Source organism: Francisella frigiditurris (assembly GCF_001880225.1).
Classification (GTDB): domain Bacteria; phylum Pseudomonadota; class Gammaproteobacteria; order Francisellales; family Francisellaceae; genus Francisella; species Francisella frigiditurris.
Window position 1 is genome coordinate 1,152,149 of the sequence record NZ_CP009654.1, and the last position, 22,550, is coordinate 1,174,698.

A 22,550-nucleotide genomic window follows, 5' to 3' on the forward strand; every position below is an offset into this window, starting at 1 on the left:
AATATGAATAACATGAATGATAATCTTCCAAAATTTGCGATATTTGAAAATTCTCTGACAAATGAAAATAATTATTGTTTTACAAATCCTATAGAAGAAGTTATTGCTACAGATGAAACTTCATTAAATAATGCTTTTGATAAAATAGCAAATTTACAAAAACATGGTTTTTATTTAGCAGGCTATATTAGTTATGAGGCAAGTTACTATTTAAATAATAATTTTAAAAAATTAAGAAGAAGTAATGATGGCGTACTATTACATTTTGTAGCATTTAAAGATTTCTCTCAAAACATTCCTTCTCAAGAAAGTTTTAATAGTATAGCGGTATTACTAGATAATCTGTCTTTAAAAGATTATGAAAAAGGATTTTCTACAGTAACAAAAGCTTTGGAAAATGGTGAAAGTTATCAGATTAACTATACAAAAATGCTAGATGGCCATACAGAATTGACTGGACTTGAACTATATACAAAACTTAAAAAACAGCAACCTGTTAAATATGGAGCTTATTTACCATTTGCTGAAAATGAAATTATTTCAATATCTCCTGAACTCTTCTTTAAAAAAGAAGATAAAAAATTAACTGTAAGACCTATGAAGGGTACTGCTAGATTAACGAATGATACTGAAAAAAATACCCAAATTTATAATGAATTAGAAAACTCTGCTAAAAATAGATCTGAAAACCTTATTATTGTAGATCTTCTTAGAAATGATATGTCTGCTATTTGTGATACTCATACTGTTAAAGTGGATAAAGCATTTACCATAGAAAAATATAATAATCTTCTACAAATGACTTCTGAAATATCTGGAAATATTTGTAAAAATACGACATTAAAACAGATACTAGATAAGCTTTTTCCTTGTGGTTCAATTACAGGTGCTCCTAAAAAACGCACTATGGAAATTATTAAACGCGTAGAAAAAGAGAATAGGGGAGTTTATACAGGCTCTATAGGCTATATTTTACCCAATAATGATATGTGCTTTAATGTAGCAATTAGAACTATCCAAAAATATGAAAAAAATTTGAAAATCGGTGTTGGTGGTGGAATAACTGTTTACTCTGAATACCATTCAGAATGGCAAGAGATGCTTACTAAAATCAACTTTATAAAACAGATCTATAAACCTGATTTTAAACTCATAGAAAGTATGTATTTTTATAATAGTTTTACATATTTAGATATGCACCTAAGTCGTTTAAAAGAAACGGCTGAGAGACTATTTTTTGATATTAATATAAATTCTATTGTCCAAGAACTCTTAGATTATGCTACTAAAAATCTAGAGTCTGAAAAAGCATATAAAGTTAGATTAGAATATGATTATTCAGGAAATTTACTACTTGAACATATTGAAATAGATAACTCTATACAAAAGCTGAATGCTCTTATAGTTTGTCCTGAAATTATTAATTCTAATAATAAACTCTTTAAGTATAAAACTACTCATCATTCAACTCGTGGTTTTTATACAAAAATGCATAACAAATATATTAATGATCTTCAAACTACAGAACTTCTTTTTATAAATGAAAAAGGAAATGTAACAGAAACAAGATTTCATAATATAGTTATAGAAATTAACGATAAAAAATATACTCCTAAATTAGCTGATGGAGTATTAGATGGGATATATAGAAAAAAGCTCATTGAAAGTGGAGAAGTTTCTGCAAAAAGTATATCATTAGAGGAACTTAAAAAAGCTGATAAAATATATATCATAAATAGTGTTAGAGGTATGTCTTTAGCTTATTTAAAGGACTAAAATGATTCTCTATATTGACCATTATGACTCTTTTACAAATACCATTGTAGATTATATTAATTATTTAGGCTTTTCTGTAGATGTAAAAAAAACTGATGATAAAATTCTAAATTTAGAAAAATATAGTCATATCATAATAGGGCCTGGTCCTGGCCATCCTAATGAAGTAACTAACCAATATCAAGTTATTAAATATTGTGAAGAACATAATGCATCTTTATTAGGCATATGCTTAGGACATCAATTAATAGCTCAATACTATGGCGCTAATATAATAAAAGCTAAACATATTTTTCATGGTAGAAATTCTATAATAAATCAAACCAATGATAGTTACTTGTATAGAAATTTACCAAATAGTTTTGAAGTTACCCGTTACCATTCATTAATAGTTGATGAGCTCATTTCCCCTTTACAAATAACTTCTAAAACTAATGATAATGAGATAATGTCTTTTGAGCATGAAACAAAAAAAATATATGGAGTTCAATATCATCCAGAAGCTTATTTAACAGAATATGGTTTGGAGATTTTGAAGAATTTTTTAGCTTAAAAAGGAACAGGATACTCTCTTCTAACTTTTTCAATATCATGTAGCACTTCTTCTGATAAAGTTAGATTAATAGCATCTATATTATTTTTTAACTGTTCCATAGATGTAGCACCAATAATAGTAACTGGCATATAAGCTCTTCTAATAGTAAATGCTATTGCCATTTGACACATATCTAGATTATGTTTCTTAGCCACATCCATATATGCTTTTACAGCAGCATCTTTTGTAACTAATCTAAACATATAGCGATCTTCTTGACCAGCTAATATTTCAGGAGACATTCTAGTGCCTCTTGGTCTAGCTCCATTTAAGTATTTGCCAGTTAGTATACCTTGCTCAAGTGGAGACCATGTTAAGTATGTTACTCCTTCTAATCCGCAAGTTTCCATAACATCTGTTTCATCTCTTCTTCTATTTAAATTATATTCATTTTGAATACTTTGAATACGAGGAAGATTATGTTTTTCAGCTAGATCACACAAGTGTTTTATTCCCCAAGCAGAATCATCAGATAACCCAATATGTTTTATTTTTCCAGCTTTTACTAGCTCATCGCAAGTTTCAAGCATCTCTATCATATTTTCAGTAATTTTTTCTTTCTGAATATCTCCAATTGCGGGCACAAAATCCCACCAATTACCGAAATGGTAATGAGGTCTATTCGTTGGCCAATGAAATTGATAAAGATCAATGTAATCAGTTTTTAAACGCTTTAAACTATTATCTACTGCTTCAATAATATTCTTTCTATTAGTAGTTGGATTCTCTTCATTTCTTGCCCAAGGCATCGCTGAAAATTTAGTAGCTAATATAATTTCTTGTCTCTTCTTGGTAGAGGCAAACCAATTACCAATTATTTCTTCAGTTTTTCCATAAGTTTCTGGAGTAGGGGGAATGGCATACATCTCAGCAGTATCCCAAAAATTAACCCCTTTACTTAATGCATAATCCATTTGCTCAAAACCTTCTGCTTGGGTATTTTGTCTTCCCCAAGTCATAGTTCCTAAACAAATTCTACTTACTTTAATATTAGTTTTACCTAGTTTGACATATTTCATAATTATCTAAGCTTATATAAATATAAAAGTCATTATATCAAAGAGATATATATAAACTAGTTATTGTATATATTGAAGAATTAAAATTATCTATTTAAAACCTATAGTTTTGATAGAAATAGTTTTTTGAGTATCAAGAGCATCTTTATTTGGATAAGCTTCAAACTCTTTACGTGTTGAATGTAATTTATCTATATCAAAAGTTTCTATTAACATTTGTTCTTGATTAAATTTACCTTTTGCCATTTCTCCTACAGGAAAATCTTTTTGTTGTGGAGTTAAAAATAGCATCTGTGCAACACCATCAGCACCTTCTAGATTATTTATATCTCTATTTGAAACCATACCAACAACTAAACCATAAGCATAATTTTGTATAGTTAACATTCTAATAGCTGTATGGACACGATTTAAGCCATAAATATTATCTGTATATGAAGGAACTATAATAAGATCAGGCTCTACTTGACCTAAAGCATATGAGATATTTGCAAACTCACTAGTGTAGCAAATTAATATAGCTATTCGACCATACTTTGTATTCAAGACAAGGATGTCATTACCACTACCATCATAACCAACTTTCACCTCACCTGGTGTTAGGTATATCTTATCATGCTCAATAACATAACCACTTGGTATACCTATTAATGCTGTATTGTATAGTTTACCATTAGCTTTAACTTGTGCTGTTGTACCACCAATAATATAAACATCAAGCTTTCTAGATAAACTAGAAATAAAAGTTTTTAGATCATCATATTGTTTTGCTAATTCAATAAGACTATCTTTTTTCCAAGGTTTATCATACACAAGGTTTAGCATATCATCCTCAGGGAAAACTATAACATTTGCACCTTGAGCTTTAGCATCTGTAGCATATTTCGTTATTGTGCTCTCTAACTCATCTAAAGATTGTTGCTTTGCAGTTAACTGTATAGCTGCTACTTTTACTTTTTCAGCAAAAACTGAATTAGCAAAAAATATAGCAACTGCGATAAATAAAATTTTTGTTATTTTTGACACTTTATACTCCTCATATTTATAGAATATATTTAATTATAGTATCCTATAGATTACTACTATTGTAATAATTTTTTCTATCAATGAAACTTTTTAAAATATTTTCTATAGCTTTATTAAGTATAATTTTTGCTGAAGCTAATATAACTCAAGCTAATAATTCTATATGTCGTTGTACACCAGACCAAGCTTGTTGGCCAAACTTAAAAGAATGGCAAGAATTTAGTAAAAGCCTAACAGGAAAATTAGTAGTACCAGAGTCTCCTATAGAAACTTGTAAAAAAGATATTGATAGTGAAACTTGTAAAGCTGATTTAGCAAAAGTTAAAAATCCATTTTATATGCAGAGCAAACCTGGTAACACAGAAAGCCAGGGCTGGTTAAGAGCTTGGGATGCTAAACAAAGCACCTATGCTGTTGAAGTGGCTAATACTCAAGACATAGTTAAAAGTATTAACTATGCTCGCAACCATAATCTAAGAGTAGTTATAAAAGGCGCTGGCCATGATTATCTAGGTAGATCAAATGCTCCAGATTCATTGCTAATATGGACTCATAATATGAGAGATACTAGCTATAATGAAAATTTTGTTCCTGAAGGTTGTGATTCTAGTCAAGGTAATCCTGCTGTAACTGTTAGTGCTGGTACTCGTTGGTTAGAAGCATATACTGAAGCGACTACAAAGCATAACATGTATGTTCAAGGTGGTGGATGTACTACAGTTGGAGCAGCAGGCGGTTTCCCTCAAGGAGGGGGCTTTGGTAGCTGGTCAAAAGAATTTGGTACAGGTGCAGCAGGCATTCTACAAGCTACAGTTGTGACAGCTAATGGCAAGGTAGTTGTTGCAAATAAATGTCAAAATCCTGATTTATTCTATGCTATTCGCGGTGGTGGTGCAGGTACTTATGGTGTTGTAAGTAACTTAACTTTATTAGCTCATCCTCTACCAAAATATTTTGGAGTCCTTCAAGGAAAGATTACTGCAAAAGATGATAAATCATACCAAGCTTTGATAAAACATTTCTTAGCTTTCTTTGAGAAAAATCTAAATAATCAGAACTGGGGTGAACAGTTTAAATTTATGCCAAATAATACTATTGAGATATTTATGACTTCTCAAGGTATAGATGAGAAGCAAGCCAAAGAAACATGGAAACCATTAGTTAAATGGATTGATGCCAATGAAGATTACAAGTTTGATTATAAGTATATAAATGTGCCACCTAAAGATATTTGGAATTATGATTACTGGGAGAAAAACCACCCAGAATTTGTGACAAAGAATGAAGGAACAAATGCTCGTCCTGGAGAGTACTGGTGGTCAGGAAATACTGGAGAGGTATATAACTATTGGTACACATATCAATCTTGGTGGTTACCTGAGAAAGTATTTGAAAAAGATGATTTAGATAATACTGCTAAGACAATCTATGATGCTTCTAGACTAACTACTGTAGCATTTCATATAAATAAAGGGCTAGCTGGAGCTTCTGAGGATGCTATAACAAGAGGAAAAGAAACCTCAACTAATCCTACAGTATATGATGCAGCTACTCTAGTTCTTATGAGTGCTGGTACAAATGATATCTTTGGTGATAGGAATACTCCAAAAGCCCAAAAACAGGTTCAAGATATTAATAAAGCGATGAGTATGATTAAATCTCTTGCTCCAAATGCTGGTACCTATGTTAATGAAGCAGACTATTTTGAGCCTAATTGGCAACAAGCTTTTTGGGGGGAAAACTATAGTAAACTACTTCAAATAAAACAGAAATATGATCCAAATGGATTATTCTATTGTCACCACTGTGTTGGCAGTGAATCTTGGCAAGAAGGGGGAATGTGTAGAAAATAATCCTTTTTTTATCTCTCATTTTAATATCTTAAGCTTATCTTTAATATTACACTTGCAAATATATGCAACTATAATATAATTTGACAAAATAGTTAGATTTATTTTTTTATGGAAAAAATATTTAAAGCTTTAGGCGATAGGACTAGACTTGATATCTTATTGCTTATTTCGCTAAATCCAGATATTTGTCTTTGTCATCTTGAAAATTGTTTTGAACTATCAAATTCTAATCTTTCTCGTCATTTAAAAGAGCTTGAGCAATCTGGGCTTGTCACTTCATATAAAAAAACTAAATGGAAACATTATCAATTAAGTGCCATTGGTAATGAATTAGCGGAACTTATAATAAAAGTAGATGATCAAAACTCTCTATTAGAGCAAATAAGAAATAAAAGTAAATTAATAAATATTTGTCAGGAATAAATATGCAAACAGAATTAAAAAAATTAAATTTTTTAGATAGATACTTAACTCTTTGGATATTTTTAGCAATGTTTATAGGTATAGCTATTAGCTATCTATTGCCTAATACAAAAAATATCATTAATGCTTTTGATGTAGGCTCTGGAAATTGGCTAATAGGTATAGGATTAATTGTGATGATGTATCCTCCACTTGCAAAAGTTAAATATAAAACTATGCCAGAAGTATTCAAAAATAGCAGAATATTAATTTTATCCTTAATCCAAAACTGGATAATAGGACCTATATTAATGTTCATATTAGCTATAGTTTTCTTTCATAATCAACCAGACTTTATGATTGGACTTATTCTTATAGGACTAGCTAGATGTATCGCTATGGTTATTGTATGGAATGATTTAGCAAAAGGCTCTCGTGAATATTGTGCTGGTCTAGTTGCTTTTAATTCTGTATTCCAAATAATTTTTTATGCTGCTTATGCTTATATATTTATAACTATTATCCCTAGATTTTTAGGCATGGAAAGTGCGGAAGTACATATTTCAATGTTAGAAATTGCTAAGAGTGTTGGTATCTATTTAGGTATACCTTTTCTAGCTGGAATATTAACTCGTGCGATATTAATACCTGCTAAGGGTGAAGAGTGGTATGTTAATGTTTTCACTCCTATCATCTCACCTTTAACATTAGTTGCACTTTTATTTACAATAATTTTGATGTTCTCTACTAAAGGTGATCAAATTATTAGTTTACCTTTTCAGGTAGTAAAAGTAGCTATACCTCTTTTAATATATTTTTTAGCTATGTTTTTCATTTCTTTCTGGATGTCTTATAAGCTTAAAGCTAATTATGAACAATCAGTTTCATTAAGCTTTACAGCAGCTTCAAATAACTTTGAATTAGCGATAGCAGTAGCAATATCGGTATTCGGAATAAATTCAGCTCAGGCCTTTGTCGGTGTAATTGGTCCTTTAGTAGAAGTTCCTGTATTAATAGGATTAGTTAATGTTGCTCTATGGTTTCAACGTAAATGTTTTATATAATAAGGAAGTTTAGATGATTGTAATTTATCATAATCAAGAGTGCGGAACATCTAGAAATGTACTTAATATTATTAGAGCTGCAGGATATGATCCTATTGTAATAGAATATCTGAAAGAAGGCTGGACTAAACCACAATTACTTGGGCTTTTTGCAGCGGCAGATTTAACTCCTAAAGATGCTCTCAGAGAAACTAAATCACCAGCTAAAGAATTGGGGTTATTAGATGATAACATCAGTGATGATGTAATTATTAATGCAATGATTAATAATCCTATACTAGTTAATAGGCCTATTGTTTGTAGTCCAAAAGGAGTTAAACTTTGTAGACCTAGTGAAGAAGTTCTTAGTATTTTAGATAAATGGCCATCAGGACCTTTCTATAAAGAGGATGGACAGCTTTTAATTGATATTAAAGGTCAAAGGTATTTATAACGAATAATCTATGTTAAGCTATTAAGCAAATTAGAAATTATAACTTAATAATGAAACTTATTACTCCGCCTTAGTTATATCTTTTTTCATTTCAATAATATTATATTAGTTAATATTGCTATTAAGTGATAGGCATATGTTGTGCTTATTATTTTTAAAATAATTCAAGGTTTATAAAATATGAGACAAAGTATTAATAATTTTTTATTACCACATGGTGGTATATTTAGAGTAGATTTTTTATCTGGTTTAACTGTGGCTCTAGCATTAGTTCCTGAGGCTGTTGCCTTTTCTTTGGTAGCAGGTGTTAACCCAACTGTTGGGCTATGGGGAGCTTTTTTTATGTGTATTATCACAGCTATATTTGGTGGTCGTCCTGGTATGATATCAGGTGCTACTGGGTCAATGGCTGTTGTGATGGTTTCTATTATGTTGCTATTTCCTGGCGATCCTGTAACAGGCTTAAGCTATTTGATGGCAACTGTATTACTTACAGGTGTTATAGAAGTTCTTATAGGTGTATTAGGTTTTGGTAAGTTTATCCGAATGATGCCAAAATCTGTGATGGTAGGCTTTGTTAATGGTTTAGCTATAGTTATATTTTTAGCACAAATAGAGTCATTCAAAATTACACCGCCAGGAGTAGAACCATCTATATGGATTAGTGGCTCTAGCCTTTGGGTTATGGTTGGGTTGGTAATATTGGCTATGGCTATTACTCATTATCTACCAAGATTTACAAAGCTGTTACCTTCAGCTCTTACAGCAATTATAGTAGTTACATTAATTGTAATATTTGTTCCATTCCCAGAAAGTATTAGCTTACCAACTGTAGGTAGTTTAATGGCAATGAGTGGTGATAGTATTTCTCATGGCTTTAGTCTTCCTCATATTCCTTTATCTCTTGAAGCATTAAAAATAATCGTACCGTATGCTTTTATCTTGGCAATTATTGGTTTATCAGAATCATTAATGACTTTAGCTTTTATTGATGAACGGACTAAAACTCGTGGTCAAGGCAATAAAGAATGTATAGCTCAAGGTATAGGAAACATAGTGTCTAGCTTTTTCAAAGGTATGGGCGGCTGTGCTATGATTGGGCAAAGTATGATTAATATCTCTTCTGGAGGTCGTGGTCGCTTATCGGGTATTACAGCCGGTATTTTCTTGTTAGTGTTTATTCTAGTTGCAATGCCATTAATCAAGATAATTCCCTTAGCTGCTTTGGTTGGTGTGATGATGATGGTCGTTATAGAAACATTTGAATGGGCATCTTTTAAAATGATGAGTCGTGTTCCCAAAAAAGATGTATTAATAATAGTAGTAGTTACTATTACTACGGTTGTGTTTGATTTGGCTATAGCTGTTATTGTTGGGATTATAATAGCTTCATTAGTGTTTTCATGGGAGACAGCTAAAAACATATGGGCAGAAGAAAAAACCAATGATACTGGAGATAAAGAATATATTATTCATGGACCATTATTCTTTAGTTCTACAACAGGCTTTAAAGGGTTATTTAAATTTGATAAAGATCCTCAAGAAGTGATCATAGACTTTAAATACTCACGTGTTGCGGATCAATCAGCGATAGATACTATCCAATGGGTCGCAGATGAATATACAAAACTAGGGAAAAACTTGCATTTACGCCATTTAAATAAAGAATGTAAAACTCTATTAGGTAAAGCAGGTGATCTTGTTGAGTTAAATATATTAGAGGATAAAGACTATCATATTGCTACTGATAAGCTTGCTTAATAAAGACTAAGTAAAAACTCCGCCAGCCATATTTGTTTCTGTAATAGAGTCTTTATCATTTAGACCTCTAAATGAAACACAAGTATGCTTAGCTTTTATATTTACTGAAATATCCTTTGTCTTAAGTAAAAACTTCAAAGTTTCAAATATTTGTGCTGTCAGCCTTTCTTGTATTTGTGGTCTACGAGAGAAAAAGTCACAAATCTGATTTAATTTAGACAAGCCGATTATTTTGTTATCTTTAGGAATAAAAGAGATTTCAGCGACTCCTTCAAAAGGTACAAAGTGATGCTCACAAAATGACATTATATTTATATTTTTTTGAGTTAATACTCCTTCATAATGAAAATCATTTTCAAATAAAGAACAATCAGGAAAATTTTCATAGTCTAAACCATAGAATATTTCTTGAGTAAACATTCTTGCTACTCTATATGGCGTTTTATCAAATTCTGAAGTTGTTAAGCCTAAGGTTTTTAAAATATCACTATAAGCATTCGATATGATATCTAACTGCTCAGATTTATTATGTGGTACTTTTCTAAGTGACTCTAATCCTTTTGCTATTAAGTGATTTTGAATTTCCAAACCTAACTTTTTATTATAAGTTATACTCATTAACTTTAATTAATTAAATATTTCTAGAGAAAGATTATATTACTTAATAACGTATAAATAAATCTAACTAATATTTTAATAAATGCTAATATAGTATGACTAAACATTAAAAGGATAATAATGTCTAATAAATTCTTAGATTTAGGACTTTCATTAAAAATATGTAAAGCCTTAGAAACAAAAGGTTACACACAGCCTACACCTATACAAGAAAAATCTATTCCTCTTATACTACAAAATAATGATTTAATGGCATCTGCTCAGACGGGTACAGGAAAAACTGCTGCATTTACATTGCCAATTATTGAAAAATTAATGAATCAACCAAAAGCAGGTTCTAACACAACTAAAGTACTTATTTTAACTCCAACAAGAGAGTTAGCAGCTCAGATAAAAGAACAAATAGATATCTATGCTTCAAATACTCATATTAGATCAGCTGTAGTCTTTGGTGGTGTAAGCATAAACCCTCAGATGATGACTCTTAGAAAAGGAGTTGAGATCTTAATAGCTACACCAGGTAGATTAATAGATCTATATGAACAAAGAGCTGTTAAATTTACTGAGTTAAATACTCTAGTCCTTGATGAAGCTGATAGAATGCTTGATATGGGTTTCATACATTCTTTAAAAAGAATACATAAACTTTTACCAAAGAAAATACAAACATTAATGTTTTCAGCAACATTTTCTCCAGAAATAAAAGAATTAGCTCAAAGCTTTTTACATCATCCAAAATCAGTTGCTGCAAATGTTGAAAATACAACTGTTAAAAAAATATCACAAAGTATTATAACTGTAGATAAAGCAAAGAAAATTAATGCACTTATCTCTCTTATTAAGAAAGATAACTGGCATCAGGTTTTAGTTTTTTCTCGTACAAAACATGGTGCTAATAGAATTGCTGAAAAACTTAATCAAGCAGGTATTAATGCCAGTGCAATACATGGTAACAAAAGCCAAACCGCAAGAACTAAGGCATTAGCAGATTTTAAAGCCAATACAATAAGTGTATTAGTAGCAACAGATATTGCTGCAAGGGGTATAGATATCCAACAACTACCATATGTTATAAATCTTGATTTACCAAGTGTTGCTGAAGATTATGTACATCGTATAGGTAGAACGGGTAGAGCAGGGCAAGAAGGTGTTGCAATATCTTTAGTAAGTGCAGATGAAGTTGAACTATTATCAAATATAGAGCATCTAATAGGACACCTATTACCAAGAGATGAACTAGAAGGCTTCCAAGCTCAGCATAATGTCCCAGAAACAAATATGCTTAGAAAAACTAAAGCAAAGAAAATTGACGAGGTTAAAATTATTGCAGCTAAAAGAGCTAATAAAGCAAAAAAATCCCCTCATGTTAAAAGTTTTTCTGATGTTATAAAGAAAAAAATTAATGAAAATAGTAAATTTAGAGGCAATAAAAAAGTTTAATATTTCTCATCTTTATCAAAATAATATAAACTCAAATAAAGTTATTAAGATTCTAATAAATTAAAAGTGTATAGATTTTTATATTTAATCTTTATTTTTTTAATTATTCCTCTTTATATCTCTGCTAAAGATACTTTTGATTTAGATTCTGATAATAATAAATTACATTTTAGATTTTCAGGTCCTGGAGCAGAGTTTAATTTTTAACGAATACGATATTCTTATTTTAGGTATTTCAAATTATTGATTAAAATTAGTTATATAGATATAATAAATTTCTATATTAGAATTTACTAATATAATTTTAAGCATTATATGGAGTCGAATTATGATTTTTAGACAATTATTTGATAGAGAAACTTATACATATACTTATATATTAGGCTGTGAAGAAACTAGAGAAACAATAATAATAGATCCTGTAAGATTTAATGTACAACAATACTTAAAACTTTTAAAAGAGTTAGATTTAAAATTAATTTACGCTATGGATACTCATGTTCATGCAGATCATGTAACAGCTGCTGGTATCCTTAGAAATGAAACAGGGTGCGACATCGTCATTGGTGGAGAGAGTAAAGCAAACTGTGCAACTAAAAAAGTTTTTGATAATGACATCATTAAGTTTGGTAAATATGAAATTAAAGCTATTTATACACCAGGCCATACAGATGATTCATATTCTTTCTTAATGAATGATAGAGTCTTTACTGGAGATACTTTATTAATTAGAGGTTCTGGCAGAACAGACTTTCAGAATGGTGATTCTTTTGCTGCTTATAATAGTATTACTAAAAAACTACTAACATTACCTGATGAAACTATTGTTTATCCAGGCCATGATTATAATGGCCTAACTAGTAGCACTATAGCTGAAGAGAAAAAGCATAATCCAAGACTACAAGTTAAATCAGCAGAAGAATATAAAGAGTTAATGGATGGCTTAAAGTTAGCTCCTCCAAATTATATGAATATTGCTGTTCCAGCAAATTTAAACTGTGGTTTAAAAGATCCTGAGTAGTTTTATATTATGTTAGTTATATTATTTGGACTTTTATGTGGTATAGCCTTAGGACTAACTGGTGGTGGTGGCTCTATACTAGCTGTACCAATGCTTATATATGGACTAAAACTACCATATGAAGAGGCAGTCACAATATCTTTGCTTGTAGTAGGATTAACTGCAATGCTTGGCTTTTTATCAAAGTTAAGAGATATAGAGTTTTCTGCTGTACTTATATTAGCAACTGTTGGGATGATTATTACACCTATAGGTGCCATAATATCGGAACACCTCCCTAGAAATATACTATTACTAGGCTTTTCTGGACTGATGATATTTGTTGGTATCTGGACTATGATCAAACCTATTATATTCAAAACAGCTAATAATCGTGAAACAGCCTGTAAATATACTGATGATGGTAAACTGTACTTAGCTTGGAAATGTAAATTAGTCTTAGCAATAGCTGGAGTTATTACGGGGACATTAACAGGTTTATTTGGTGTTGGTGGAGGTTTTTTAATAATCGCAGCCTTAATATTTGTCGCTAAAATGCCTATGAAGAAAGCGATTGTCACATCTTTATTTATTGTATTTTTAATATCAACATCTGGGTTTATATCACATTTCCAGCAGACTGAAATAAACTTCTATATTGCAGGATTATTTATATTAGGTAGCTCTATAGGTATGTTTTCTGCAAATAAAATAAGAAGTTTGATGAATGATAAATATCTACAAACTACATTTGCAATACTTTTAATAGTTTTAGGAATAATGACAATAATTTTCTAAAGAACTAAATAGCTCTTTCTCTAAACCATTTTGTAATAACGTATTTTTCACCTTTAATAATAGGCTTTGCCCAATGAAGGGTGTTTCGATTTACTACACCTTTTTCATCAAGACTATTCCAAATAACAGCTGTCCCTAATTTAGGCTTAACAGAGAGATCAAGATTTGGAAAATCAGTATGTCCACCTTCTTCAACATTATTTAGGTAAATCATAAATGTCCAAGTTCTCTGACCCTGCCTTGCAGCAAATTGTTTATATTCAGAAGTGTTTGGTTGAAAATAATCAGTATGCAATTTAAATTCATTACCAATTTGATAATACTGACCTTGTATCACTTCTGAACAACTAGGATCTATACCTAAATAGCCTGCAATTTTATGATCAATGTATTTAATAAAATCATCCGTATGAATACCTAAATCACAAGTTTTACTAGTACGAAAATACTTATCAGGCTCATTTGGATTAGTGATTAATGAAGGTCGAAGATTTTTCTTAATTCTCGCTATTACTTGCTCACATTCTTCTTTTGATAAAAAATCTGGTTGAATATAAGCCCTTGCTTTATCGCTTGGTACTTTCTGAGCAGTTTTGAATGTTTCTTCAGGAAGGTTATATAATTGTGGTTTATGATCTAAGTCTTCATTATTAATTAGACTTTTTAGATATTGGCTTAGTTCTTTTAGACCTAATGCTGCTTGAATTGTACTAGGGGTAAATTGATGATCTAACATTATTTTAAACAACTCTTCTTTATTACAGCCTCGCTCAATATTTTCTTTTACCCAAGCTTGCCAAGATGCATCTAATTCTGTGATCATATTTATATTTTATTACTCTAAGATTATTTCTCTAATTTTAGTCAATCTATAGCTAATTAACAATTTTGTTTTAACGCTAATAAAATTTTTAGGTTATTTAACTGTCTTATTATTTTGCTGATAAGATTTATCATCAAGAATTTTTTTGATAGATGCTAAGAAATTATGAGACTGTACTTTATCTCCTAAAATATTATATTTTATAGTAAATTTAGATGATGTATTTGTTACTTTATCAATATTTATATTAAATTTGCCTTTATAGTCTGACGAATCTATTTTACCTAAAATTTGAATAGATTTTGAATAGTCATCGCCAGCTCCGCTAACTGAAACTACACTTGCACCTTCAGTGGAATTTATCTTATATATTGTTGCTTTATATACATCAATTAAATTGTAATCATAAGTCTGACTAACTTTAGCATTTTGCTGGATAGCATAAGGAGCTACAAATAAAAGACAGCTATTAAGGCTAATAGATGAAATTAATAGAATAAGAAACTTTATAAACTTCATCTTTTTCCCTGCCTTATTTACATATCAATACTCAAATTTTAGTAAACAATTACAGCAGTTCCATAGCAGAAAACCTCTGTACCACTAGTTCTACCACCAAGGCTACTAGAGTCAAAACGAATAGCTATAATAGCATTTGCTCCTAGCTCTTGAGCTTGTCTTTTCATTTCCTCTTCAGCATGTTCACGAGCCTTTAAACAAACATTAGTATAAGAAACATTTTTACCACCGATAATATCTTTTAAACCACCTAGTATGCCTTGCACAATAGTAGGGGTTCTAACAATAATACCAGTGACTAGGCCTTTATATTCTACTATCTCTTTATTAGGAACAGTATCTGCTGTAGTTAATATCATAAATATTTATTCCTTAATAATTTATAGGTTTTTACTAATTCTTTTATCTTCATTTAATTGTATAAGATCCCATAAGTTTCCGTATAGATCTTTAAATACAGTAACAGTACCATATTCTTGAACTGAAGGATCTCTAACAAACTCTATACCTAAATCTTTCATTCTATTATAGTCTGCCCAAAAATCATCCGTATTAAGAAATAAAAAAACTCTACCACCTGTCTGGTTACCAATAAAGCTTTTTTGCTCTTCTTTAGATGCTTTAGCTAATAATAAAGAAAATCCTTTTGAGTTTTTAGGAGCTACTAATACCCATCGTTTATCTTGCTCAGGTTGATATGTATCTTCTATTAAATCAAAATTTAACTTTTTTGTATAAAAATCAATTGCCTCATCATAATCTTTTACAACAATAGCTACATGAATTATTGATTGTTTAGTTGGCTTCACTTTAATTTACACCATAGTCACAAGCTCTTCTGAGCTAGTAGGGTGGATAGCTATAGTATCATCAAAATCTTTCTTAGTTGCGCCCATATTTATAGCTACTGAGAAACCTTGAAGCATCTCATCTACATTTAGACCAATCATATGACAACCAATTACTTTTTCCTCTTTACCTTGAACTACTAGTTTCATTACTGTTGGCATTCTGAAACCAGAAATCGCAGAGTATAGAGCTGTGAATCTGCTCTTATAAACCTTGATATCATCTTTACCATATTTAGAAATAGCATCTTCTTCAGATAATCCAACTGTGCCAATAGCGGGGTGAGAGAATATAACTGTAGGAATATATTCTAACTTAGGCTTAAGACCAGTTTCACCATTAAAAAGTCTACGAGATAATCTACGACCACAAGCTATAGCTACTGGAGTTAATTGAGCATTTTCAGTAGCATCACCAAGAGCATATACGCCTTTCACATTAGTTTCTTGCCATACGTTAATATCAATAGTACCTGTCTTTTTATTGTACTCTATATCCGTATTTTCAAGACCTAGATTATGAGTGTTTGGTGCACGCCCAGTAGCCCATATTAGAGTATCAACATCTTTCAAAGACTCTGCATTATCAAACTCTATATTTAGATTAGCTCCAGCTTTTTCTACTTTAGTAACGTTATTATTATTTAAGATCTTAAGACCTAATGTATTCATAGACTCAACTAGAGTATCAACGATATCATTATCAAAGCCTCTAAGTGGTTTTTCTTTACGAATAACTATAGTCACATCAGTACCAAGAGCATTTAGAACGCCAGCAATCTCAACCGCAATATAGCCACCACCAACTATTACAGCTTTCTTAGGAGTATCTTCTAACTCGAAGAAACCATCTGATGTGATACCAAACTCAGCACCAGGAATATTATTAGGAACGATAGGATAAGCACCTGGAGAGATATAAATATGATCTGCTGTTACAACTTCACCATTATCAAGTTCAACCGATTTATTATCCTTAAATTTACCCCAATTATTAAAATGCGTGATATCCCACTTATCTAATAATCTGTCATAAAAGCCATGAATATTGCCTATATATGTAGCTCTTTTTTCTTTTAAAACTTTCCAGTTAAAGCCTTTATAGTCGATATCAAAACCATAGCCTTTAACATCATGTTTTAATTGCTCTGCAAGCATACCACCATACCACATAGCTTTTTTAGGTACACAACCTCTGTTTACACATGTGCCACCTAACTCATATTTCTCTATAATAGCTACTTTCTTACCAAATTTAGCAGCTTGAACAGCAGCAGCAATTCCACCAGAACCACCACCAACACTTATTACATCAAAATGATTTTTACTCATTGTTATTCCTCATTTTTTAGTTTAATTAATTTCATTAACTTATCTAAAGAGTCTTTAATTTCAATATTAGCTGTATCAACTCTAATCACATCTTTATCAAACCAATTCTCATAGTCTCTATCTAGCACAGATTGCCAAGAAGGGTACTTATTTTTATTTTCTTCAAATCTCGATTCTATTCTATTTTCATGAATTTCTTTATTACTACACAAAACTTCTATATTTATAACTTTAATAGAATCAGTTGATAGCTTATTCCATAATTCTCTAGACTCTTTAACTGGATTACAACAGTCTATAATAACATTCTTACCTAATTCTAAATTTTCTTTCGCTAAGTAGTAAGTTATTTCATAACCTTGTTTTATTAAATCTTTTGAATATTCTTTCTTTAGATAATACTCGATAGTATCTATTCTATAGTAGACAGAATCTGACACAGCCTGTGCCAATCGTTTAGCTAAAGTTGTTTTGCCTACTCCTGGTAGACCTGAAAATATATAAGCGTTTAACATATTAATTATTTTAAGAATGTTATTTTTTTCCGACTATCTTTATATCATGTCCATTAACTTCTATTGCTTCTGTATTACTTATTGGAATCAAATTAAGTTTATCTCTATAATCATTTAATATCTCATCAACAACTTCTTTAAATGGATTATTTGTATGATGTGGTACAGGATAAAAATCAATCAAATTTAAAGCATTGTAATTATTCAAACTATCAGCTTTATTTTTATCATCCATTTTTTCTGTATAGGTAATGTTTTGTGCCATAATAACAGAACCTGCTGAAGCTCCAATATATGGTTTTCCTTTTATTACCTCTTCTATTATGACTTTATCAGCACCAGATTTTTTTAGTTCTTGGAGTAAATAGAATGTATTTCCACCTGAAACGTATATAAAGTCTGAATCCTTAAGTGTTTTTTCAATTAATTTTTTAGAAGAAGTTGATACTTCTAACTCTTTAATAGTTAATCCTAATTTTTCAAAAGCTTTTCTATCATTTTCAACATAATCTTTATAGTGTTCTGGAATGCTTGCTGTTGGAATAAATGCTATTTGTTTATTTATTAATTTTTCATCAATAAAATTTTCTAATAAATGTGATACATCAACAAAAGACGATGTAAGTAAAAGTTTTTTCATTGCTTACCTTTCCTTATATTTTATAAGCATAACTCATAGTCAAAGGCGCATGATCTGAAAACCAATTTTCTGTATAGATACATTCTGAACCTTTTACTACTTTATCTTTTAAGCCTGATGTAGTGATATGATAATCAATTCTCCAGCCTACATTTTTAGCTCTTGCTTGACCTCTATTTGACCACCATGTGTAGTTATTAGGCTCATGATTTATCACTCTAAAAGCATCTACCCAACCGATATCATCAAAAATATGATCTAGCCATGCTTGCTCTTCTGGTAATACTCCAGAAGTCTTACCATAGTTTGATTTCCAGTTTTTTATATCAATTTCTTTATGCACAATGTTGAAATCACCACAGACTATAAAATCTCTACCTTGGGCAGCTTGCTCTTTGAGAATATCTTTATATTTCTCTAGAAACTGCATTTTAAATTCTTGGCGCACATCACCACTAGAACCACTTGGCAGATATAAACTAGCTATACTAAACTTATCATAATCAAATTGAATATATCTTCCCTCAGCATCAGCCCAATCTAAACCTATTTCTTTTACAACTTTTATAGGTTTTTTCTTAGCATATATTGCAACACCACTATAGCCTTTCTTTTCAGCATCTTTATAGTCATAGAAATATCCCTCTGGAAAGAAAGTAGGATCATTCTCAAGCTGGTGAAATTGGGCTTTTGTTTCCTGTATACATAGAAAGTCTACATCTTTTTTATCAAACCATTCCCAAAAGCCTTTTCTAGCAGCCGCTCTAATACCGTTAGCATTAAATGTTGTTACTTTTATCATATCTAATATAATTGTTCTGAAATACAGTCATTTTAACATTTAATTATACAACATAAGAAGTAGGGGATACATTAATATGGAACACAGTTATATTTCAAAAGAGAAAATAAAAGTCAGTCAAGCATCTAATGGGAATGATATTTTTATAGAGAAAATCACTATCACAGGCTCTGATAAAAATGCCCCTAGTGTTTATATGCAAGCAAGTATGCACGCATCTGAACTACAAGGTAATGCTGTAATGGTAGATCTTATTGATTACTTTAAAAAGCATCAACCAAAAGGAAATATCTACCTAATTCCTCAATGTAATCCTATAGGAATGGATGTTTTCCAAGGAGCAGGGCACCAAGGCAGATTTGATTCAGCGAATGGTGATAACTGGAATAGATATTATTTCTTCAAAACTATCGACTATGCCGCTTTTGTTAAGGAACATTTAAACTCTAGTACAGCAGAATATAAAAAAGCTTTTGAAAAAATATTGGCTAAACAATTAGATGAAGCTTTATCAGAAGAATGGTTTTTATCTCGTGCTAAAAGACTAAACTATACTGTCCAGAAAGAAGCTATAAAAGCTGATTATGTTTTAGATCTACATACAGATACAGATGCTATCACATATATTTACACTCCAGAATTTGCTAAAAAAGCTGCTGAAAAGTTTGGCTATAGAGAAACTTTAGTTATTGGTAATGATTTTGGTGGTGCTTTAGATGAAGCTATATTTGTACCTTGGTGGAAACTACAAGAAGAGTTTAAAAGACAAGGTAGAGATGAAGAGGTATTAAAAGAATGCTTTACACTTGAACTTGGATCAGAAGAGTATATAAATTTTGATGATGCTAAAATGCAAACTCAAGGTGTATTAAATTATCTAGCTTATAGAGGAATCATTAACTCACCATTTGAAACAAATAGATTAAGCACAAAAATCACTCATAATGATATCGCAAACTATAAAGCTATAAGAGCAGTAGAAGGTGGTCTTTATGAATGGTTTGTAAAAGCAGGTGATACTTTTAAGGCAAATGAAATAGTTGGGCAGTACATCCAAACTTCTACTATGGAGAAAAAACCATTATGGTTTCCTTTCGGTGGAACTATCATAAGTCTTCATATCAAAGGCGCTGCTTGTCAAGGTAGTCAGCTTATGAATTTGGCTATTCATAATTAAAAATACTTATCTTTTAATTAATTCAGATATTATTGATGAATTAATTGGATAAGATTCAGTAGACACAAGCTTATTCGTTTTTATATCATAACGGTGAATAGTTACACTAAAATGTGAACCAGTATCCGCATGAACATTACCAGTACCTATCAAGTAAGCAACTCTTTTTTCTATATCAATTTTTACCCCTTCAGGTAATGGAAGCTTAGTTTGTGTCCATCCTAATGCATCAAATATTGGTATTTGTACACTTTGATAACTAGTATATTTAGGATCAATCAAAATTTCTCCAGTATTTTTATCTCTAGCCTGATAATCATATCTTAATGTACCTGTTAATGGGATACTAAAATGATATGTGCCATCTATTTGTACTTTATGAAGGTATACTATTAATTCTGCTCTTTCCCAAGGATTAACAGTTATTCTCTGGGGAGGAGAGATGTAAGATATTGTTTCTGAATGAGTTACTGTATCTGAAGTGCTCCCAGACCAGGTGCCTGAAACCGTAATTTCCACTCCTCCTTTACCTATAAATGGTATTGAAAATTCAGCTTTAGTTGTTACTCCAGTTGAGTTTTCCCAACCGCTAGTTGTAGTAGTAGAGGTTGTATTTGTTTCTGTATGTTCAAAACCGTCAGTAAGTAGTAGAGTAGGTGTGTCAGTAGGATTATTGAGCTCTGAAAATCCTGCATAAATTGACTTATCATCAGACAGTTTAAGGTCATTATTTGATATAAAGGTAGGAGTCAATGTATCAATTAGCCAATCAAAGATGGATTGACCATAAATCTCTACTTCTCTACCTTTCCATAACTCAAGAGTCTCAGGCTTAATTTGAAGCATTTGAATAACTACTTCATAAGTTAATCCATTAGTTAAATAATTTTTAATAACATCAATGCCTTTAATACCATCTTCCACTGAAGATAGTCTATTTAGCTTTACAGTATTGTTATTAGTTAGGTTTACTATCTCATAGTATCGATTAATGCTCGACAGCATAGCATTTCCCACATAACCAAATTTGTTCATATGTCTTTCCCTCATTTATATCTCATCCACTAAAAAATATAAACTTTATATAATTATTGTAAATAAATTGTCACAGCGTAACTTATGCAGCTAGGTTATATATGAAACAAATAATGAGTCAAAAAGATGGTCAGTTTATGAATTTAACTATTTATAAATAATTATAGAAGAATATAAACCTTAAACTCATTATATGTAAAGTTCTTATTATAAATTTTCTTTAACTCTGTTTTATATTGGCTCAACTTTTTACCTTCAAAAACTTGATCAGATTGCAGATGAATATCCACAAATATAAAACGTCCTGATTGAGTTGCCTTTACTTGATTAATAGCTATTGAATATTTTTTGGCAATCTCTTCAGCAAAATGAAAAATCTTTGTTTCTAATTCTTCTACCGGGGCTACATCAAGCAAGTGAGAATAGGATTCTATAATTAGCTTAATAGGGTTTCTCATTATGAAAATACCCATACAAATAGCAATGATAGGGTCAACATATATTGCTAATTTATGATATCCCAAATATTCTAGAATAAAGCCCATAAAAATAGCTAAAGTTACTCCAATTCCAAGCAAGCTATCAGCTTTCCATAGTTCAGCATCGGCTGCTAAAATTCTTGACCCTGTTACCTTAGATTTCTTATAGACAAATATAAACATAACTATACATAAAACTGTTCCTACAATTTCAGATAGTAAAGCAAAGCTATAATTAGGTTTTATTGCATGGGTTATCATATTTATGATTGAAATCAAAATTACACTTATAGCCATTAAAAGAACAAAGCCAGATTCAAACAATATAAAAACAGGCTCTAATCTATAGTAGCCATAAGGATATCTATCATTAGCTGGTTGGTTGATCTTTTTTATGACATAAATTGAAAATGCATATATTAGTACTGTGATTATAGAATATCCAGTATCCAAAAGAACTGTTAATGATTGTGCAAAATAAACTATTACGATACTAAAAATAGCATAAACAACGGCTATGCCAAAGTTTAATTTTAAGGTTTTTTCTTCAAGCTGATTATCAGACGACATATATTTATTTTGTTAAAAGGTTATA

At 30.6% G+C, this 22,550-nt stretch carries 24 protein-coding genes; 11 read left to right on the forward strand and 13 right to left on the reverse strand.

The genetic code is table 11. The annotated features are described in order from the left end of the window. Positions 1-3: 3 nt before the first annotated feature. Positions 4-1,776, forward strand: a complete 1,773-nt coding sequence (locus tag KX01_RS05690) for a chorismate-binding protein (protein ID WP_071664068.1) — start codon at positions 4-6, stop codon at positions 1,774-1,776. 1 nt (position 1,777) lies between these two features. Beyond that, entirely contained in the window at positions 1,778-2,329 is a 552-nt protein-coding gene (locus KX01_RS05695) for an anthranilate synthase component II (RefSeq protein WP_071664069.1), read from the forward strand. On the opposite strand, the gene KX01_RS05700 is transcribed toward KX01_RS05695, so the two are convergent. Beyond that, the gene (locus tag KX01_RS05700) at positions 2,326-3,390 is read right to left on the reverse strand and encodes an aldo/keto reductase (RefSeq protein ID WP_071664070.1); all 1,065 of its coding nucleotides are present in this window, start codon (positions 3,388-3,390) and stop codon (positions 2,326-2,328) included. The genes KX01_RS05695 and KX01_RS05700 overlap by 4 nt on opposite strands. Positions 3,391-3,480: 90 nt before the next feature. Continuing rightward, the gene (locus KX01_RS05705; protein WP_071664071.1) at positions 3,481-4,416 is read right to left on the reverse strand and encodes a nitrilase-related carbon-nitrogen hydrolase; all 936 of its coding nucleotides are present in this window, start codon (positions 4,414-4,416) and stop codon (positions 3,481-3,483) included. Positions 4,417-4,496: 80 nt separating this feature from the next. Here KX01_RS05705 and KX01_RS05710 point away from each other — a divergent pair, with 80 nt between their 5' ends. The 5 genes from KX01_RS05710 (at position 4,497) to KX01_RS05730 (ending at position 9,929) form a co-directional block, all read left to right on the forward strand. Continuing rightward, complete coding sequence (locus KX01_RS05710) at positions 4,497-6,269, forward strand: FAD-binding protein (protein ID WP_071664072.1); 1,773 nt, start codon at positions 4,497-4,499, stop codon at positions 6,267-6,269. Positions 6,270-6,377: 108 nt separating this feature from the next. Further along, positions 6,378-6,692: an ArsR/SmtB family transcription factor gene (locus KX01_RS05715; RefSeq protein WP_071664073.1), complete on the forward strand. Its 315-nt coding sequence runs from the start codon at positions 6,378-6,380 to the stop codon at positions 6,690-6,692. A 2-nt stretch (positions 6,693-6,694) separates the two neighbouring features. After that, the gene (arsB, locus tag KX01_RS05720; protein ID WP_071664074.1) at positions 6,695-7,735 is read left to right on the forward strand and encodes an ACR3 family arsenite efflux transporter; all 1,041 of its coding nucleotides are present in this window, start codon (positions 6,695-6,697) and stop codon (positions 7,733-7,735) included. A gap of 13 nt (positions 7,736-7,748) precedes the next feature. After that, on the forward strand, positions 7,749-8,168 hold the full coding sequence (arsC, locus tag KX01_RS05725; protein WP_071664075.1) for an arsenate reductase (glutaredoxin): 420 nt from the start codon (positions 7,749-7,751) through the stop codon (positions 8,166-8,168). Between the two features lie 180 nt (positions 8,169-8,348). Then, positions 8,349-9,929 (forward strand): SulP family inorganic anion transporter, encoded by a 1,581-nt coding sequence (locus KX01_RS05730; RefSeq protein ID WP_071664076.1) that lies wholly within the window; start codon positions 8,349-8,351, stop codon positions 9,927-9,929. Positions 9,930-9,935: 6 nt separating this feature from the next. On the opposite strand, the gene folE is transcribed toward KX01_RS05730, so the two are convergent. Next, the gene (folE, locus tag KX01_RS05735; RefSeq protein ID WP_071664077.1) at positions 9,936-10,547 is read right to left on the reverse strand and encodes a GTP cyclohydrolase I FolE; all 612 of its coding nucleotides are present in this window, start codon (positions 10,545-10,547) and stop codon (positions 9,936-9,938) included. Positions 10,548-10,667: 120 nt separating this feature from the next. On the opposite strand from folE, the gene KX01_RS05740 reads away from it, so the two are divergent. The 3 genes from KX01_RS05740 to KX01_RS05750 all read left to right on the forward strand — a co-directional run bounded on the left by KX01_RS05740 (position 10,668) and on the right by KX01_RS05750 (position 13,785). Further along, positions 10,668-11,987 (forward strand): DEAD/DEAH box helicase, encoded by a 1,320-nt coding sequence (locus KX01_RS05740; RefSeq protein ID WP_071664078.1) that lies wholly within the window; start codon positions 10,668-10,670, stop codon positions 11,985-11,987. Between the two features lie 328 nt (positions 11,988-12,315). After that, a complete protein-coding gene (locus KX01_RS05745) occupies positions 12,316-13,008 on the forward strand; it encodes an MBL fold metallo-hydrolase (protein WP_071664079.1) in 693 nt (230 codons plus the stop codon). Between the two features lie 9 nt (positions 13,009-13,017). After that, on the forward strand, positions 13,018-13,785 hold the full coding sequence (locus tag KX01_RS05750) for a sulfite exporter TauE/SafE family protein (protein WP_071664080.1): 768 nt from the start codon (positions 13,018-13,020) through the stop codon (positions 13,783-13,785). A gap of 4 nt (positions 13,786-13,789) precedes the next feature. Here the strand turns inward: KX01_RS05750 and KX01_RS05755 are convergent, their stop codons facing one another. The 8 genes from KX01_RS05755 to KX01_RS05790 all read right to left on the reverse strand — a co-directional run bounded on the left by KX01_RS05755 (position 13,790) and on the right by KX01_RS05790 (position 19,264). Continuing rightward, positions 13,790-14,608, reverse strand: coding sequence for a prolyl hydroxylase family protein (locus KX01_RS05755; protein WP_083578904.1), 819 nt, complete (start codon positions 14,606-14,608; stop codon positions 13,790-13,792). A 93-nt stretch (positions 14,609-14,701) separates the two neighbouring features. Then, entirely contained in the window at positions 14,702-15,127 is a 426-nt protein-coding gene (locus KX01_RS05760; RefSeq protein WP_071664081.1) for a DUF3568 family protein, read from the reverse strand. Between the two features lie 38 nt (positions 15,128-15,165). Further along, a complete protein-coding gene (locus KX01_RS05765; RefSeq protein WP_071664082.1) occupies positions 15,166-15,486 on the reverse strand; it encodes a YbjQ family protein in 321 nt (106 codons plus the stop codon). 21 nt (positions 15,487-15,507) lie between these two features. Next, positions 15,508-15,936: a VOC family protein gene (locus tag KX01_RS05770; protein ID WP_071664083.1), complete on the reverse strand. Its 429-nt coding sequence runs from the start codon at positions 15,934-15,936 to the stop codon at positions 15,508-15,510. Between the two features lie 6 nt (positions 15,937-15,942). Beyond that, positions 15,943-17,307 carry a glutathione-disulfide reductase gene (gorA, locus tag KX01_RS05775; RefSeq protein ID WP_071664084.1) on the reverse strand — a complete coding sequence of 455 codons (1,365 nt, stop codon included), beginning with the start codon at positions 17,305-17,307 and terminating at the stop codon, positions 15,943-15,945. A gap of 2 nt (positions 17,308-17,309) precedes the next feature. Then, a complete protein-coding gene (locus KX01_RS05780) occupies positions 17,310-17,822 on the reverse strand; it encodes an AAA family ATPase (protein WP_071664085.1) in 513 nt (170 codons plus the stop codon). A 19-nt stretch (positions 17,823-17,841) separates the two neighbouring features. Then, a complete protein-coding gene (locus KX01_RS05785; protein ID WP_071664086.1) occupies positions 17,842-18,462 on the reverse strand; it encodes a Type 1 glutamine amidotransferase-like domain-containing protein in 621 nt (206 codons plus the stop codon). Between the two features lie 13 nt (positions 18,463-18,475). Further along, entirely contained in the window at positions 18,476-19,264 is a 789-nt protein-coding gene (locus KX01_RS05790; protein ID WP_071664087.1) for an exodeoxyribonuclease III, read from the reverse strand. 76 nt (positions 19,265-19,340) lie between these two features. On the opposite strand from KX01_RS05790, the gene KX01_RS05795 reads away from it, so the two are divergent. Further along, a complete protein-coding gene (locus KX01_RS05795; RefSeq protein ID WP_071664088.1) occupies positions 19,341-20,441 on the forward strand; it encodes a succinylglutamate desuccinylase/aspartoacylase family protein in 1,101 nt (366 codons plus the stop codon). Positions 20,442-20,447: 6 nt separating this feature from the next. Here KX01_RS05795 and KX01_RS05800 read toward each other — a convergent pair whose 3' ends face one another. Together KX01_RS05800 and KX01_RS05805 are read right to left on the reverse strand one after the other, a co-directional pair. After that, positions 20,448-21,476: an ETX/MTX2 family pore-forming toxin gene (locus tag KX01_RS05800; RefSeq protein WP_071664089.1), complete on the reverse strand. Its 1,029-nt coding sequence runs from the start codon at positions 21,474-21,476 to the stop codon at positions 20,448-20,450. Between the two features lie 161 nt (positions 21,477-21,637). Next, a complete protein-coding gene (locus tag KX01_RS05805; protein ID WP_071664090.1) occupies positions 21,638-22,525 on the reverse strand; it encodes a cation diffusion facilitator family transporter in 888 nt (295 codons plus the stop codon). Positions 22,526-22,550: the final 25 nt, after the last annotated feature.

Bases quoted from the DNA above. Each gene is read 5' to 3' on its own strand.
- KX01_RS05805 (WP_071664090.1), bottom strand. From the start codon at position 22,525: ATGTCGTCTGATAATCAGCTTGAAGAAAAAACCTTAAAATTAAACTTT.
- KX01_RS05760 (WP_071664081.1), bottom strand. From the start codon at position 15,127: ATGAAGTTTATAAAGTTTCTTATTCTATTAATTTCATCTATTAGCCTT.
- arsB (WP_071664074.1), top strand. From the start codon at position 6,695: ATGCAAACAGAATTAAAAAAATTAAATTTTTTAGATAGATACTTAACT.
- KX01_RS05790 (WP_071664087.1), bottom strand. From the start codon at position 19,264: ATGATAAAAGTAACAACATTTAATGCTAACGGTATTAGAGCGGCTGCT.
- KX01_RS05785 (WP_071664086.1), bottom strand. From the start codon at position 18,462: ATGAAAAAACTTTTACTTACATCGTCTTTTGTTGATGTATCACATTTA.
- folE (WP_071664077.1), bottom strand. From the start codon at position 10,547: ATGAGTATAACTTATAATAAAAAGTTAGGTTTGGAAATTCAAAATCAC.
- KX01_RS05695 (WP_071664069.1), top strand. From the start codon at position 1,778: ATGATTCTCTATATTGACCATTATGACTCTTTTACAAATACCATTGTA.
- KX01_RS05710 (WP_071664072.1), top strand. From the start codon at position 4,497: ATGAAACTTTTTAAAATATTTTCTATAGCTTTATTAAGTATAATTTTT.
- KX01_RS05745 (WP_071664079.1), top strand. From the start codon at position 12,316: ATGATTTTTAGACAATTATTTGATAGAGAAACTTATACATATACTTAT.
- KX01_RS05730 (WP_071664076.1), top strand. From the start codon at position 8,349: ATGAGACAAAGTATTAATAATTTTTTATTACCACATGGTGGTATATTT.
- KX01_RS05780 (WP_071664085.1), bottom strand. From the start codon at position 17,822: ATGTTAAACGCTTATATATTTTCAGGTCTACCAGGAGTAGGCAAAACA.
- KX01_RS05750 (WP_071664080.1), top strand. From the start codon at position 13,018: ATGTTAGTTATATTATTTGGACTTTTATGTGGTATAGCCTTAGGACTA.
- arsC (WP_071664075.1), top strand. From the start codon at position 7,749: ATGATTGTAATTTATCATAATCAAGAGTGCGGAACATCTAGAAATGTA.
- KX01_RS05800 (WP_071664089.1), bottom strand. From the start codon at position 21,476: ATGAACAAATTTGGTTATGTGGGAAATGCTATGCTGTCGAGCATTAAT.
- KX01_RS05740 (WP_071664078.1), top strand. From the start codon at position 10,668: ATGTCTAATAAATTCTTAGATTTAGGACTTTCATTAAAAATATGTAAA.
- KX01_RS05755 (WP_083578904.1), bottom strand. From the start codon at position 14,608: ATGATCACAGAATTAGATGCATCTTGGCAAGCTTGGGTAAAAGAAAAT.
- KX01_RS05715 (WP_071664073.1), top strand. From the start codon at position 6,378: ATGGAAAAAATATTTAAAGCTTTAGGCGATAGGACTAGACTTGATATC.
- gorA (WP_071664084.1), bottom strand. From the start codon at position 17,307: ATGAGTAAAAATCATTTTGATGTAATAAGTGTTGGTGGTGGTTCTGGT.
- KX01_RS05795 (WP_071664088.1), top strand. From the start codon at position 19,341: ATGGAACACAGTTATATTTCAAAAGAGAAAATAAAAGTCAGTCAAGCA.
- KX01_RS05765 (WP_071664082.1), bottom strand. From the start codon at position 15,486: ATGATATTAACTACAGCAGATACTGTTCCTAATAAAGAGATAGTAGAA.
- KX01_RS05700 (WP_071664070.1), bottom strand. From the start codon at position 3,390: ATGAAATATGTCAAACTAGGTAAAACTAATATTAAAGTAAGTAGAATT.
- KX01_RS05690 (WP_071664068.1), top strand. From the start codon at position 4: ATGAATAACATGAATGATAATCTTCCAAAATTTGCGATATTTGAAAAT.